Consider the following 14,464-nt stretch of genomic DNA (forward strand, 5'->3'; position numbering starts at 1 on the left):
GCAGGGCGGCCAGCAGGGCGGCCCAGACTCTTCGGTGCCGGATCACTCGCTCCCCCTCGCCAACTGGCCGGCGGCCGGAGTGGGCCCGCCGCCCTTGTAGGTGACCCGCCACAGCGCCGACTTGGAGTCCGAGGTGAAGAAGCCGCGCCCGTAGTCCAGGACGTACAGCGCGCCGTCCGGACCGAACTTCCAGTCCATCAGGTTCTTGATGCCGTCGTTGCCGATCGGCACGATCTTCTTCAGCGACTCCGCGTGCACCGGCAGACCGCCGTCGCCTTGCGTCTTCGGGTCCATGAGCACCGCGTTGCGCGGCTGGTCGGCGTCGTAGAAGTCACCGACGAACCACTTGCCGTCCCAGTACGCCGGCCACTTGACGGCGCTGTCGGCCGCGACCGTGCCGTACCGGTAGACAGGCCCGTTCATCGCGGCCTGCCCGCCGCCCTTCAGCCAGGGCAGCCGGTAGGTGGCCTCCGCCGGCTTGTACGACGGGACGCCGTTCGCGTCCCGCGGGTAGTCCGGGCCGCCGCCCGAGGGCGAGTACCAGATGTTGTTGCCGGTCACCGGCGGCAGGTTCACCAGGCCGTCGTTGTTCGGCGACTCGTTCTTCGGGTGGTCGCAGTCGTACCAGCCCAGCGGCTTGGACGGATCCGGCAGATTGCGGTCCCGGTAGGGCTGCTTGTTGCCCATGCAGTACGGCCAGCCGCGGTTGCCCGCCTCGGTGATCGCGGCGAACGTGTCGTACTTGGCCGGCCCCCAGGTCGTCGAGGGAGCGCTCGCGTCGGGGCCCACCCAGCCCGCGTAGAGCACATCGGTCGACGTGTCGACGGAGATGCGCGCCGGGTTGCGGACACCCATCACGTAGATCTCACCGCGCGTCTTGCCGCCGCCCTCGTCGGGTTCCTTCCCGGTGAAGAGATTGCCCTGCGGAAGCGTGTACGTCCCGTCCGGCTCCGGGTGGATGCGCAGGATCTTGCCGTTGAGGTTGTTGGTGTTGCCCGCGGTGCGGCGCGCGTCCGCGAAGGAGACGCCCTTGTAGTTCGGCTCCGGGTTGTTGCCCGAGTAACCGGAGCTGAAGCCACTGGAGTTGTTGTCACCGGTGGCGATGTACAGGTTGCCCTTGGAGTCCCAGGCCATCCCACCGCCCGCGTGGCAGCAACTGTGGATCTGCACCGGCCACTTCAGCAGGACCTTCTCACTGGCGAGGTCCAGCTTGTTCGTGGCCTTGTCGAGCGTGAACCGGGAGACCCGCCGCTCCGCCATCCGCGTCTCGCGGTCGATCCGCTCGTGCGGCGTGTAGTGCAGATACACCCAGCCGTTGCGCGCGAACCCCGGGTCCAGCTCGATGCCGAGGAGCCCCTCCTCGACCTTGACCAGTTCGTCGCCGCCGCCCTTGTTGCCGAAGACGGTGAGCGCGCCGGCCAGGGTGACCTGCTTGGTCTTCGGGTCGTAGACGTGGATCTCGCCCTTGCCCTTGCCGATGTCGGGGTCGTTCCAGTCCGTGATCACGGGCTGCGAGGAGTCGGCGCCGCCCCGGCCGATGTAGAACACCCGGCCGTCGGGCGCGGTGACCAGTCCGTGCGGCTCGCCGATCTGGTCGTTCTGACCCGGCTGGTTGGGCTTGGTCAGCCGCTCCGCCGCGTAGTTGGCGTTGATGGTGGCCTTGCAGTCGGCCTGCTCCAGCCGCGTCGTCCACATCAGGGCGCCGCGCAGATGCTCGCGGAAGTCGGTCTCGTCGTACGACGACACCGTCCCGCCCATGGCCGTGTAGAAGGACCGTCCGCCGTCGTAGTCACGGCACCAGCTGACCGGATGGTCCCAGCCGTTGGAGCCCGAGCCCGGCTGGTAGGTCGACTCGCGGACCCGGGCCACCGTGTGCACCTCGCCCGAGGGGTTCTTCACCCAGTTCAGCCAGCGGTCCGGACGCTTCCACTGCACGGGCAGGGTCTTGGTCGCCGGGTGCCGGCGGTCGCCGACCTCCACGGTCGCGCGCTGCACGGCCGTCGGGCTCGCGGCGGCCGGGCGGGCCCCCACCAGACCGGTGAACCAGTCCGAGTACGGCTCGGCGCGGGCCGCGTCATGGAGACCGAGGAACCCGCCGCCGGCCTCCATGTACGCCTCCAGGCCCGCCTCCTGCTCCGCGTCGAGGACATCGCCCCCGCCGGTCAGGAACACGATCGCGTTGAAGCGGCCCAGCCGCTTCCCGTCGGTGAACACCGAGGCGTCGCCGGTGGCCTGCACCTTGAAGCGGCGGTTCTCCGGACCCGTCAGACCGATGTCCTCGATGGCCTCGATCCCGGCGTTCACCACCGGCGACTCCTCCCCGGCCGCCGCGGAACCGTGGAAGATCAGCACTCGTACGTTCGCGCCGCCCGGCGGCGACTTGATCGACATCGTTGTCAGCGGGGGTTCGGGGAAGGGACGCGCGTTCGCCGCGGGCCCCGACAGCAGCCCGGCGGTCACGACCCCGGCGGCGACGGACGCCGCCCAGACGCGTCTTGACTTGCTCAACCCTCTTAAGGGCATGGGCACCTCCTCGGTCACAGCGACACCGCCAAGGAAGCTAAACCCCTTTGCGTATCTCGCCAATACCTATGACCGGGATGGCACCAACTTTGTCTTGAGTGTGGATAAACGGAGGCTCGGCCGGTACCGTCGCACAGGTTCATCACAGGTACGCCTCCGTAAATGCCTTACCAGGGTGGGGAGTTCCGCATGGACAGACGCAGCTTCAACCGGCGGGTCCTGCTGGGCGGCGCGGCCGTTGCGACATCGTTGTCCGTGGCGCCGGAGGTCGCGAGCGCCGCCGGAGCGGCGAGGATCGCGCCCGCCGGGGGCGAGGTGAAACGCATCAAGCTCTACGCCGAGAAGCTGCCCGACGGGCAGATGGGCTACGGCCTGGAGAAGGGCAAGGCGAGCATCCCGGGCCCGCTGATCGAGCTCAACGAAGGCGACACGCTGCACGTCGAGTTCGAGAACACCATGGACGTGGCGGTCAGCCTGCACGTCCACGGCCTGGACTACGAGATCACCAGCGACGGCACGAAGATGAACCGCAGTCATGTCGAGCCGGGCGGCAGTCGCACCTACACCTGGCGCACCCACGCCCCCGGTCGCCGCAAGGACGGCACCTGGCGCTCGGGCAGTGCGGGCTACTGGCACTACCACGACCATGTCGTCGGCACCGAACACGGCACCGTGGGGTTGCAGAAGGGTCTGTTCGGCCCGGTCGTCGTCCGCCGCAAGGGCGATGTCCTGCCCGACCGGACGCACACGGTCGTCTTCAACGACATGCGCATCAACAACGAGCCGCCGCACTCCGGGCCGAACTTCGAGGCCACGGTGGGGGATCGCGTGGAGTTCGTCGTGATCACGCACGGCGAGTTCTACCACACGTTCCATATGCACGGTCACCGCTGGGCGGACAACCGCACCGGCATGCTGACCGGCCCCGAGGACCCCAGCCCGGTCATCGACAACAAGATCACGGGCCCGGCCGACTCCTTCGGCTTCCAGGTGATCGCGGGGGAGGGGGTCGGCGCCGGTGCCTGGATGTACCACTGCCACGTCCAGAGCCACTCCGACATGGGCATGGTCGGGCTGTTCCTGGTGAAGAAGCCGGACGGCACCATTCCGGGGTATGAGCCGCACGAGCACGGGGAGGTGCCGTCGGGCGGCGGGCACGAGCACGGGGAGAAGTCGACGGGCGGTGGGCACGAGCACTGACGGGTGGCGGTCATCGCACTGACGGGGTCGCTTTCCTCATCTGGCGCCCATGGGCACGGGACAGCCGGGGGAGAGCGCTCTCACCACGCTGCGTGCCCGGGGCTATCCTGATCCGCAGCCGCAGGTGAGGAGCCCCGAAGTGACCGACACAGCGCCACGTCCCACCCTGGAGGCCGTGGCCGCCCGGGCCGGTGTCTCGAGGGCCACGGTCTCCCGCGTGGTCAACGGCGGGGACGGGGTGCGCGACGTCCTCGTGGAGCGGGTCCGCAAGGCCGTCGAGGAGCTCGGGTACGTGCCCAACCAGGCCGCCCGCTCCCTGGTGACCCGGCGGCACGACGCGATCGCGGTCGTCGTCGCCGAACCGGAGACCCGGGTCTTCGCCGACCCGTTCTTCGCGCTCCAGCTGCGCGGCATCAGCAAGGAGCTCACCGCCCACGACAACCAGCTCGTCCTGCTGCTCACGGAGGGGCGGGACGACCACGCCCGGGTCGGCCGCTACCTCGCCGGCGGACATGTCGACGGGGCCCTCGTCTTCTCCCTGCACCTCGACGACCCGCTGCCGGAGCTGATCCAGCGGGCCGGCATCCCCACCGTCTTCGGCGGGCGCCCGGGCTGGAGCGGCGACCGGCGCGAGGTGGTCTACGTCGACAGCGACAACCGGGGCGGGGCCCGCGACGCGGTCCGTCACCTGGCAGGTCTGGGCCGCACCCGGATCGCGCACATCACCGGCGCCCTCGACCAGACCTCCGCCGCGGACCGCCTCGACGGCTACCGGGACGTCATGGTGGACGCCGACCCGCGGCTGATCGCCGAGGCCGACTTCACTCCCGCCGGTGGCGAGCGGGCGATGCGTGAACTCCTGGAGCGCTGCCCGGACGTGGACGCGGTGTTCGCCGCCAACGACCTCATGGCCTCCGGGGCGCTGCGCGTCCTGCGCGGGTCGGGCCGCCGGGTCCCGGACGACGTGGCCGTGATCGGCTTCGACGACATGCGGCCCGTCGCGGAACAGACCGAGCCTTCCCTCACGACGGTCCGTCAGGACATAGAGGAGATGGGCCGCCTGATGGCCCGCCTGCTCCTGCGCGGCCTCGACCGGGACGCCCCGCGTGAGGGCGTCGGAGCGACCCCGTCGAGCGTGGTGCTGCCGACGACGCTGGTGCGGCGGGGGTCGGCGTAGCGGGTGCCGGCCGCACCCCCTGGGCCGGTCGCCTCAACCCTGCCGAGGTTCGCTGCGGATCACCGCGAAGCGGGCGCCGTACGGGTCGGCGAGTTTGGCGAGGCGGCCGACGGAGGGGAGGTCCGTCGCGGGGAGGCGGACCGTGCCGCCCAGTTCGCCGGTCCTGGCCACGAGGGCGTCCGGGTCGGCGACCTCGAAGTACGGCAGCCAGTACGCCTCCTCCTCGTCCGGGGCGTCGGCCAGCGGGACGACACCGCCGAACATGGCGTCCTCGCTCTCCCCGGCGGGGTTGAACGTGGTGTACGTGCCGCCCGCGAAGTCGGCGCGGAAGGTCTCCAGACCGAGGACGGAGCGGTAGAAGGCCGCCGTGGCCGGGACGTCCGCCGTGTACAGCTCGACCCAGCACAGCGAACCGTGCTCCTGGACGACCTCCAGGCCCTTGTTGCGCCCCGGCTGCCACACGCCGAAGGGCACCCCGACCTGGTCCGCGAGGATCGCCATCCGGCCCAGGTCCTGGACGTCCATCGGCTGCACGGTCACCGCGCCGTGCGCCTGCTCGGCCGCGCGGGCCGTGGCGTCCGCGTCCGGCGCATGGAAGTACACCGTCCAGGACGGCGGGCCCTGCTCCGGCGTGGTCTGCATGCCCCCGGCGGCCGTCTGGTCGCCGAGCCGGAACAGTCCGTACCCCCCGACCTCGGGGCCGCCCGGCTGGAAACGCCAGCCGAACAGCTCGCGGTAGAAGGCGGCGGCGCCCTCGATGTCGGGGGTACCGAGATCGATCCAGTTCGGAGCGCCGGTGACGTAACGGGTGGTGAGCATCGTCGCCCTCCTCGCGCAGGGGCCCGTCGGCTGCACTGCCGAGTTTTGCACCGTGCGGTACCGGGCGCCGCCGGAGCGCGGCCGCGGCGGGGTTTCGGATGTTTCCGCGCGCCGCCGTGCGCAGGCCCCGTCCGGTGGGTCACCATCCAGGTGGCCGGGGGGCCGTGAACGCGGTGTTGATCCCGCGTTGATCGAACGTTTTTCACCGCCCGGGACGCTGTCGGGCATGCACATCGACACGATCACCTCGCCCGAACTCGAATGGCAGCAAGAGGCGTTGTGCGCGCAGACGGGGGCGGACTTCTTCTTCCCCGAGCCGGGCAGTTCGGTGCGGGAGGCGAAGCGGATCTGCGGCATGTGCCCGATCCGCGAGGCCTGCCTGGAGTACGCCCTGAACCACGACGAACGCTTCGGCGTCTGGGGCGGCCTGTCGGAAAAGGAACGCCTGGAACTGCGCCGCGTGTCCCGGTAACGGCCGAGAGAGCGCGACCCACGGCCCGCCAGGGAAATGCGGCCCACACGCGACACGCGCAGAGCCCCGGCCGCTCTGCGCGGTCGGGGCTCTGGCTTCGGGTGTGACGGGTGGCGTCAGGCGCCGGCGCGGGAGGCCATGCGGGCCTTGCGGGCGGCGAGCTTCTCGTCGAACTTGGATGCCTCGGAGTCCAGGCCGCCCATGTACAGCCCGAGCTCCTCCTGCGCCTTGCGGCCCTCGGGGCCCAGGCCGTCGATCTCCATGATCTTCAGGAAGCGCAGCACGGGCTGGAGCACGTCGTCGTGGTGGATGCGCATGTTGTAGATCTCGCCGATCGCCATCTGCGCGGCGGCCCGCTCGAAGCCGGGCATGCCGTGGCCGGGCATCCGGAAGTTCACGATGACGTCGCGCACCGCCATCATCGTGAGGTCGGGCGCCAGCTCGAACGCCGCCTTCAGCAGGTTCCGGTAGAAGACCATGTGCAGGTTCTCGTCCGTGGCGATGCGCGCCAGCATGCGGTCGCAGACCGGGTCCCCGGACTGGTGGCCGGTGTTGCGGTGCGAGACGCGGGTCGCCAGCTCCTGGAAGGCCACGTAGGCGACCGAGTGCAGCATCGAGTGCCGGTTGTCCGACTCGAAGCCCTCGCTCATGTGGGACATCCGGAACTCCTCCAGCTTGTCCGGGTCCACCGCGCGCGAGGCGAGCAGGTAGTCGCGCATCACGATGCCGTGCCGGCCCTCCTCCGCGGTCCAGCGGTGCACCCACGTGCCCCAGGCGCCGTCACGGCCGAACAGCGAGGCGATCTCGTGGTGGTAGCTGGGCAGATTGTCCTCGGTGAGAAGGTTGACCACCAGCGCGATGCGCCCGATCTCGGTGACCTTGGACTGCTCCTTCTCCCAGGCCTCGCCGTCCTCGAAGAGACCGGGGAAGTTGCGCCCGTCGCTCCAGGGCACGTACTCGTGCGGCATCCAGTCCTTGGCGACCTTCAGATGCCGGTTGAGTTCCTTCTCGACCACTTCCTCCAGGGCGTACAGCAGCTGGGCGTCGGTCCAGGCACCGGCCGGGCTGCCGAGGTGGGGAGTGGTGATCGTCATGGACTCTCCAGGGGAACAAGCGTATGAGCGGTGTGCGGGGAACCTACGGCATCGTAGGCTACGTTGCCGTAGGTTACGAGGCCGTAGGTTAAGCGGGCTGTAAAGCTCCCTGCTCAGACGTACAGCTCCCGCAGTCGCACCGAGAGGCACGTCACACATCCCTCGAGCTTCTCGAACTCGCTGATGTCCACGACGACCGGTTCGTACCCGAGGTCGGTGAAGAGCTCGGCGGTCTTCGGAGCGCTCGCCGCCATCAGCAGCTTGTCGCCGCCGAGCAGCACGACATGCGAGCCGGCCTCCTCGGGGACCGGAAGGAAGCGCCCGAACAGCGAGGGCGTGTCCATCCTGGGGATGTGCCCGACGACCGTTCCGTCCGGCAGCGCCGTGACCGCCGACTTCAGGTGCAGCACCTTGCTCACCGGCGCGGAGACGACCCGTGCCCCGAGCGGCTCGAACGCGGCGCGCAGCTGCCGGACGCCCTCGGCGTTGGTGCGACCGCCCCGGCCCACGTACACGGTGTCGCCGATCTTCAGGACGTCTCCGCCCTCCAGCGTGCCCGGCTCCCAGATCCAGTTCACCGAGCAGCCCAGACCGGCGACGGCCTCCTCGACCCCGGCGGTCTCCTCGCGCCGGGAGTCGGCGCCCGGGCGCGTGATCAGGGCCACGTTCTTGTACATCACGACGGTGTCCTCGACGAACACCGCGTCCGGGCAGTCGTCGGCGGGGTCCACCTCGATGGTCTCCCAGCCGTGCGCGCCCAGGGCCTCCACATACGCCTCCCACTGCTCGACGGCGAGGTCGACGTCGACCTTCTCCCGTTCGATGTGGGTCACCAGCCCTTCGGCGAGACGTGGACCGGGGCGGCGGACGAGGGCCTTCTTGCTGGGCACGAGCATGACTCCGTATCGGATGGGAGGTGTCGGGACAGCGCCGGCGGAGCGTCCGGGATCGACCGGAACCCTGTCGGGCGTCGGCCGCCATCATGCAGGGCGGACGGAGCGGAGGACAGCCCCGGGGAGCCCCGGGGCGGGCCGAGGATCTGCTCCACCACCAGCCGGTACCCCGCCCGAGCTGCCTCGAACTCCGAGCCTCCTCGAACTCGCTCACCGATACCGCGCCCGCGTCCTCCCGAAGTCGCCCACCGGTACCCCGTCCGAACTCACCACGCCGACCCCACCGCCCGTCGCAGATGCTCCCCGGTGACCGAACCCGTCGTCTCCAGCAGCCGCCGGGGCGTCCCCTCGAAGACGATCTCGCCGCCGGCCCGGCCGCCGTCCGGGCCCAGGTCGATCACCCAGTCGGCACGGGCGATCACGGCCAGGTTGTGCTCGACCACGACGACCGTGTTGCCCGCGTCGACCAGCCGGTCCAGCAGGGCGACGAGGCCCTCCACGTCCGCCATGTGCAGGCCGGTCGTCGGTTCGTCGAGCACGTAGATCGCGCCGGTCCGGTGCAGTCGCGTGGCCAGCTTGATGCGCTGCCGTTCACCGCCGGAGAGGGTGGAGAGGGGCTGGCCGAGCGTCAGGTACGGCAGTCCGACGTCCCTCAGGGCGCTCAGCCGGCGCCGTACGCCCGGGTCGTCGAAGAAGCCGAGGGCCTGCTCGGCCGTCATCTCCAGGACGTCCGCGACGGAACGGCCCCGCACGGTCAGCCGCAGCACCTCCTCCTTGAAGCGCCGCCCCTCGCAGTCGTGACAGGTCGTCGTCACCGGGTCCATGAACGCGAGGTCGGTGTAGATGATGCCCCGGCCCTCACAGGTGCCGCAGGCGCCGTGGGAGTTGAAGCTGAACAGGCCCGGCTCGGCCCCCGTCCCCCGGGCGAAGACCTTCCGGACCGTGTCCATGATCCCCAGATAGGTCGCCGGGGTGGAGCGGCCCGAGATGCCGATGGACGACTGGTCGACGACCACGGCCTCCTCGTGCGCGGCGGTGAATTCCCCGGCCAGGGTGCTCTTCCCCGACCCGGCGACGCCGGTCACGGCGGTGAGCACACCGGCCGGGAACCGCACGGTCAGGTCCCGCAGGTTGTGCCGGCCGGCGTCCTTGACCCACAGCTCGCCGGTGGGCTCCCGCACCTCGTCCTTGACCGCCGTACGCGCGCGCAGGCAGCGCCCGGTGAGCGTGCCGGAGGCGGCCAGGTCGCGCGGGGTCCCCTCGAAGACCACCGTGCCGCCGCCCGCCCCGGCGCCAGGCCCCATGTCGACGACGTGGTCGGCGAGTGCGATGACATCCGGGTCGTGCTCGACGACCAGCACGGTGTTCCCCTTGTCGCGCAGCCGCAGCAGCAGGTCGCCGAGCCGGCCCACGTCCCGCGGGTGCAGACCGACGCTCGGCTCGTCGAAGATGTACGTCATCCCGGTCAGGCTGGAGCCGAGGTGCCGTACGGTCTTCAGCCGCTGCCCCTCCCCGCCGCTGAGGGTGGCGGTCTCCCGGTCGAGGCTCAGATAGCCGAGGCCGATCGCCTCGATCCGCTCCAGCGCGGTGACGGCGGCCGAGGCGATCGGCCCGGCCACCGGGTCGTCGATCTCCTTCAGTACGGCGATCAGGTCTGTCACCTGCATACGGACGCAGTCGGCGATCGACAGGCCGTTGATCCGGGTCGCGAGCGCCGCCGCGTTCAGCCGCGCTCCACGGCAGCCCGGGCAGGTGTCCTCCACCAGGAACGCGCGGACCAGGTCCCGGGTCTTCTGGCTCATGGCCGACAGGTCCCGCTTCAGATACAGCCGCTCGAAGCGGACGGCCAGCCCCTCGTACTCGGTGGTCCAGGCACCGCCGCTGCTGTCGACGGTGACCTTGCTGCCGGGCCGTCCGCGCATCAGGAACTCCCGCTCGGCGGCCGTGAACCGCCCCACCGGCTTGTGCGGGTCGAGGTCGTCGCTGTTCGTGTACGTCTTGCCCTGCCAGGTCCCGGCGGCGAACGGCGGGAAGCGGACCGCCCCGTCGGCGAGGGAGCGGTCCGGATCCAGGATGCGGTCCCAGTCGGGCCGTACCGTCCGGCCGAGACCGTCACACTCGGGGCACATGCCCGACGGGTCGTTGAACGAGTAGGCCGTGGCCGGTCCGGCGCTCGGGGTGCCGTGCCGGGAGAACAGCACCCGGACCACCGAGTAGACGTCCGTCATGGTGCCGACGGTCGACCGGGAGTGGCCGCCGACCTGCCGTTGGTCGACGACGATCGCCGGGGTGAGGTCCTCCAGCCCGTCCGCGTGCGGCCGCTCGAACTTGGGCAGCCGGTTGCGGACGAACCACGGGTAGGTCTCGTTGAGCTGGCGCTGCGACTCCACCGCGATCGTGTCGAAGACGACGGACGACTTCCCCGATCCCGAAACGCCGGTGAACACGGTCAGCCGGCCTTTCGGGATGCGCAGGGTGACGTCCTTGAGGTTGTTCTCGCGTGCTCCGGTCAGGGTGATGGCGTCGTGTGCGAAGTCGGTCATGCCTCCGACGCTAGGAGGAAAACCCGACAGCCTCTGGCGTGATTTCCCGCAGTTCTCCCTCCTCCAGCAGCAGCCAGCGGGTGATGCCGATCGACTCCAGGAACGGCAGGTCGTGGCTGGCCACGACCAGCGCCCCCTCGTACGACTCCAGGGCCGTGGTGAGCTGCCGGACGCTCGCCATGTCGAGGTTGTTGGTCGGCTCGTCCAGCAGGAGCAGCTGTGGTGCGGGCTCGGCCAGCATCAGCGCGGCCAGCGCGGCCCGGAAGCGCTCGCCGCCGGAGAGTGTCGACGCCTTCTGGTCGGCGCGGGCGCCCCGGAACAGGAAGCGCGCCAGCCGCGCCCGGATCCGGTTGTTGGTGGCGTCCGGCGCGTACCGGGCCACGTTCTCGGCGACGGACAGCTCCCCGTCGAGGACGTCGAGCCGCTGCGGCAGGAACCGCAGCGGGACGTGTGCCAGCACCTCGCCCGCCTCCGGGGCGAGTTCGCCGGTGATCGTGCGCAGCAGCGTGGTCTTGCCCGCGCCGTTGCGCCCGATCAGCGCGACCCGCTCGGGCCCGCGCAGGTCGAGTCCGCCCTTGACCCGGGCGCCGTAGCGCAGCCCGAGATCCTGGAGGGTGAGGACGGTCCGCCCCGGCGGGACCGCCGTGTACGGCAGGTCGACGCGGATCTCGTCGTCGTCCCTTACCGCCTCCACGGCCTCGTCGAGCCGCTCCCTGGCCTCGGCGAGCTTCTCCTCGTGCATGATGCGGTGCTTGCCCGCGGACTCCTGCGCCGCGCGCTTGCGCGCCCCCATGACGATCTTCGGCTCGCGCTTGCTGTCCCACATCTTCTGCCCGTACCGCTTACGGCGGGCCAGTTTGACCTGGGCGTCTGCCAGTTCGCGCTTCTGCTTACGGAAGTCGGACTCGGCGACGCGCACCATGCGCTCGGCCGCCTCCTGTTCGATCTCCAGTGCCTCCTCGTATGCGGAGTAGTTGCCGCCGTACCAGCTGATCTCACCGGAGCGCAGATCGGCGATCTGGTCGACGAGGTCCAGCAGTTCACGGTCGTGGCTGACGACGACCATCACACCCGGCCAGGTCTGCACGGCCGCGTACAGCCGCCTTCGGGCGTACAGGTCGAGGTTGTTGGTCGGCTCGTCCAGCAGCAGTACGTCGGGCCGGCGCAGCAGCAGCGCGGCCAGCCGCAGCAGGACCGACTCGCCGCCGGACACCTCGCCGATGGTGCGGTCCAACGCGATGTGTCCGAGCCCGAGTTCGCCGAGCGTGGCGAGGGCGCGCTCCTCGACGTCCCAGTCGTCGCCGACGGTCTCGAAATGGCTCTCGCTCACGTCACCGGCCTCGATGGCGTGCAGGGCGGTGCGCTGGGCGGCGATGCCGAGGGTCTCGTCGACGCGCAGGGTGGTGTCGAGCGTGACGTTCTGCGGCAGGTAGCCGACCTCACCGGCCACGCGGACGGTGCCGTCGGTGGGGGTGAGCTCACCGGCGATCAGCTTCAACAGGGTTGACTTTCCCGACCCGTTGACGCCGACCAGTCCGGTCCGGCCGGGGCCGAACGCGACGTCCAGGTCCTCGAAGACGGGGCTGCCGTCGGGCCAGGTGAACGCGAGGGATGTGACGGTGATGGAGGTGGGCATGGGGGCCTCTTTCGCGGTTGCTCGAAACGAGTGGGGGCAAACGCGTGTCGAGACACCTGCGACCGGGGGTGAGGCTCCATGGGCACATCACGGACATGAGAGATGCCCTGCACCGGAGGACGGCTCGAACGCCGAGGTCGCACGCAGCGCACACCACGGGAAAGGGGGTGTGACGCGGTGTCTCAGGACCTCAGACGAGCAACGTCCTTCTCCAATCGGCGGCGACAGGGACGCTCTACACCGTAGAAGGGCGCCCAGAGCCTGTCAACGGATTAACGCGCGGCTCGATCGCCCGCCCCGAGCAGGCCCCGCGCCCGACGGCGGCACGCTCAGCACGCGTCCCGCATCAGCTCCGCGAGGCCGTGGTCCAGATCCAGCTGAAGATGCTCAAGACCGACGGGCACGAGTTCGCTCGTGGCGTCGAGAAACCGGCGGATCTCGCTCGAACGGACGTGGACCACGGCGGTGCCCTCCGGGGCGTGGAACTCCAGCACCGTGCGGTCGTAGCCGTAGGGGCGCACGCGTACGTCGCCCTGCCCCTCGGCGCTCCGCTGGCCCGCGGTGAGCAGCTCGCGGGAGAAGGTCCAGCAGACCTCGACGCCCTCCAGCGTGGCCGGAGCGGGGAAGGTCATGCGGACGGCGAAAGGATCACGCCGGTCGTAGTGCAGCGTCGCGGGAATGCTCGGCATACGCGGCGCGGCGGCGACGAGGCGGGCCTCCACGGGCTGCTCGATGACGATGGACAACGCCTTGCTCCCTTGTGACGGCTGGACGGACACGTCCGGGCGGATGAGGCCGGGCATGGGAAGAGACGACGGAATCAGCCAATCCGTGCACACGAAATGCGAGTGACCTCTGTCACCGCGTTCATGCACCGGAGTGACGTGGCTCTCCTCGTGTGTCCCCGAGGACACGTGTGGTGCCGGAGGCGCGAGCGCGGAGGCCGTCTGGACGGCACCCGGGCGGTGGGCTAGCTTCCCCGGCCATGAGGCGCATGGGGAGCACGCGACGGACGGGACGGACACGCAGCAGGGCGACCGCGATGGCGGCCTGCGCGGCGGCATTGGGGGCCCTGACCGCCGTACCGGCACAAGCGCACGAGGGGGAACACCGGGCGCCGCACTGGCAACTCAAGGACACCGGCACCCCGGAGGCACGCTTCCGGGGCCTCGCCGCCGTCAGCCGCACCACCGCCTGGGTCGCCGGCACCGGCGGCACCGTCCTGCGCACCACCGACTCCGGCGCGAGCTGGCGGAACGTCTCACCGCCCGGCGCGGGGGAGTTGCAGTTCCGCGACATCGAGGCGTTCGACGCGCGCCGGGCCGTGGTCCTGGCCATCGGCGAGGGCGAGGCGTCCCGCGTCTACCGCACCGACGACGGCGGAGCGACCTGGACGGAGTCCTTCCGCAACACCGACCCCAAGGCGTTCTACGACTGCCTCACCTTCTTCGACCACCGTCACGGACTCGCGATGAGCGACCCGGTGGACGGGAAGTTCCGCATCCTGTCGACCGGCGACGGCGGCCGCAGCTGGAAGGTGCTGCCGGACCGGGGCATGCCGGCCGCACAGGAGGGCGAGGCCGGATTCGCCGCGAGCGGCCAGTGCCTGGTGGCGTCCGGGCCGAAGGACGTCTGGCTCGCCACCGGCGGGGCGCAGCGCGCGCGTGTGCTGCACTCCGCGGACCGGGGACGCACCTGGACGGCCACCGACACGCCCCTCCCGGCGGGCGACCCGGCCCGGGGCGTCTTCGCGCTGGCCTTCCGCGACCGCGCCCACGGCCTCGCCGTCGGCGGCGACTTCCGCCCCGACCAGCCCTCACCGAGCGCCGCCGCCCGAACCGTCGACGGCGGCCGCACCTGGCGCCCGGCCACCACCACCCCGCCCGCCTACCGCTCCGGCGTCGCCTGGCTCCCGCACAGCCGCACCGCCGCCCTCGCGGTCGGCCCCACCGGCACCGACCTCACCACGGACGCCGGCCGCACCTGGCGGACCGTGGACACCGGCTCCTACGACACCGTCGACTGCACCCCGGACCACGGATGCTGGGCCGCCGGTGAGAAGGGCCGGGTTGCCCGCCTGGAGCACTGAGCATGCAGGGTGCCCTGA

General features: G+C 70.8%; 11 protein-coding genes. 4 read left to right on the plus strand and 7 right to left on the minus strand.

Annotation, left to right across the window (positions count from 1 at the left end; genetic code table 11):
* Positions 1 to 42 precede the first annotated feature (42 nt).
* On the minus strand, positions 43 to 2,523 hold the full coding sequence (locus ACFZDE_RS15565; RefSeq protein WP_391200220.1) for a ThuA domain-containing protein: 2,481 nt from the start codon (positions 2,521 to 2,523) through the stop codon (positions 43 to 45).
* A 189-nt stretch (positions 2,524 to 2,712) separates the two neighbouring features.
* Between ACFZDE_RS15565 and ACFZDE_RS15570 the strand changes: the two genes are divergently transcribed.
* Both ACFZDE_RS15570 and ACFZDE_RS15575 read left to right on the plus strand, forming a co-directional pair.
* Complete coding sequence (locus ACFZDE_RS15570; RefSeq protein WP_391200221.1) at positions 2,713 to 3,723, plus strand: multicopper oxidase domain-containing protein; 1,011 nt, start codon at positions 2,713 to 2,715, stop codon at positions 3,721 to 3,723.
* Between the two features lie 139 nt (positions 3,724 to 3,862).
* Positions 3,863 to 4,900, plus strand: a complete 1,038-nt coding sequence (locus ACFZDE_RS15575) for a substrate-binding domain-containing protein (protein ID WP_391200222.1) — start codon at positions 3,863 to 3,865, stop codon at positions 4,898 to 4,900.
* A gap of 33 nt (positions 4,901 to 4,933) precedes the next feature.
* Here ACFZDE_RS15575 and ACFZDE_RS15580 read toward each other — a convergent pair whose 3' ends face one another.
* Positions 4,934 to 5,719, minus strand: coding sequence for a VOC family protein (locus ACFZDE_RS15580; protein ID WP_391200224.1), 786 nt, complete (start codon positions 5,717 to 5,719; stop codon positions 4,934 to 4,936).
* A 226-nt stretch (positions 5,720 to 5,945) separates the two neighbouring features.
* Between ACFZDE_RS15580 and ACFZDE_RS15585 the strand changes: the two genes are divergently transcribed.
* Complete coding sequence (locus ACFZDE_RS15585; RefSeq protein WP_391200509.1) at positions 5,946 to 6,191, plus strand: WhiB family transcriptional regulator; 246 nt, start codon at positions 5,946 to 5,948, stop codon at positions 6,189 to 6,191.
* 116 nt (positions 6,192 to 6,307) lie between these two features.
* On the opposite strand, the gene ACFZDE_RS15590 is transcribed toward ACFZDE_RS15585, so the two are convergent.
* The 5 genes from ACFZDE_RS15590 to ACFZDE_RS15610 form a co-directional block, all read right to left on the minus strand.
* Positions 6,308 to 7,285 (minus strand): acyl-ACP desaturase, encoded by a 978-nt coding sequence (locus tag ACFZDE_RS15590; RefSeq protein ID WP_390995897.1) that lies wholly within the window; start codon positions 7,283 to 7,285, stop codon positions 6,308 to 6,310.
* 113 nt (positions 7,286 to 7,398) lie between these two features.
* Positions 7,399 to 8,175 (minus strand): dimethylargininase, encoded by a 777-nt coding sequence (ddaH, locus tag ACFZDE_RS15595; RefSeq protein ID WP_390995900.1) that lies wholly within the window; start codon positions 8,173 to 8,175, stop codon positions 7,399 to 7,401.
* Between the two features lie 269 nt (positions 8,176 to 8,444).
* Positions 8,445 to 10,721, minus strand: coding sequence for an ATP-binding cassette domain-containing protein (locus ACFZDE_RS15600; protein ID WP_391200225.1), 2,277 nt, complete (start codon positions 10,719 to 10,721; stop codon positions 8,445 to 8,447).
* 10 nt (positions 10,722 to 10,731) lie between these two features.
* Positions 10,732 to 12,357 (minus strand): ATP-binding cassette domain-containing protein, encoded by a 1,626-nt coding sequence (locus ACFZDE_RS15605; protein ID WP_391200226.1) that lies wholly within the window; start codon positions 12,355 to 12,357, stop codon positions 10,732 to 10,734.
* Positions 12,358 to 12,686: 329 nt separating this feature from the next.
* Positions 12,687 to 13,103, minus strand: coding sequence for an SsgA family sporulation/cell division regulator (locus ACFZDE_RS15610; RefSeq protein WP_390996664.1), 417 nt, complete (start codon positions 13,101 to 13,103; stop codon positions 12,687 to 12,689).
* A 248-nt stretch (positions 13,104 to 13,351) separates the two neighbouring features.
* On the opposite strand from ACFZDE_RS15610, the gene ACFZDE_RS15615 reads away from it, so the two are divergent.
* Positions 13,352 to 14,446, plus strand: a complete 1,095-nt coding sequence (locus tag ACFZDE_RS15615) for a WD40/YVTN/BNR-like repeat-containing protein (protein ID WP_391200227.1) — start codon at positions 13,352 to 13,354, stop codon at positions 14,444 to 14,446.
* The last annotated feature ends 18 nt before the right edge of the window (positions 14,447 to 14,464 follow it).

This window comes from Streptomyces sp. NPDC007929 (assembly GCF_042959065.1).
Taxonomy (GTDB): domain Bacteria; phylum Actinomycetota; class Actinomycetes; order Streptomycetales; family Streptomycetaceae; genus Streptomyces.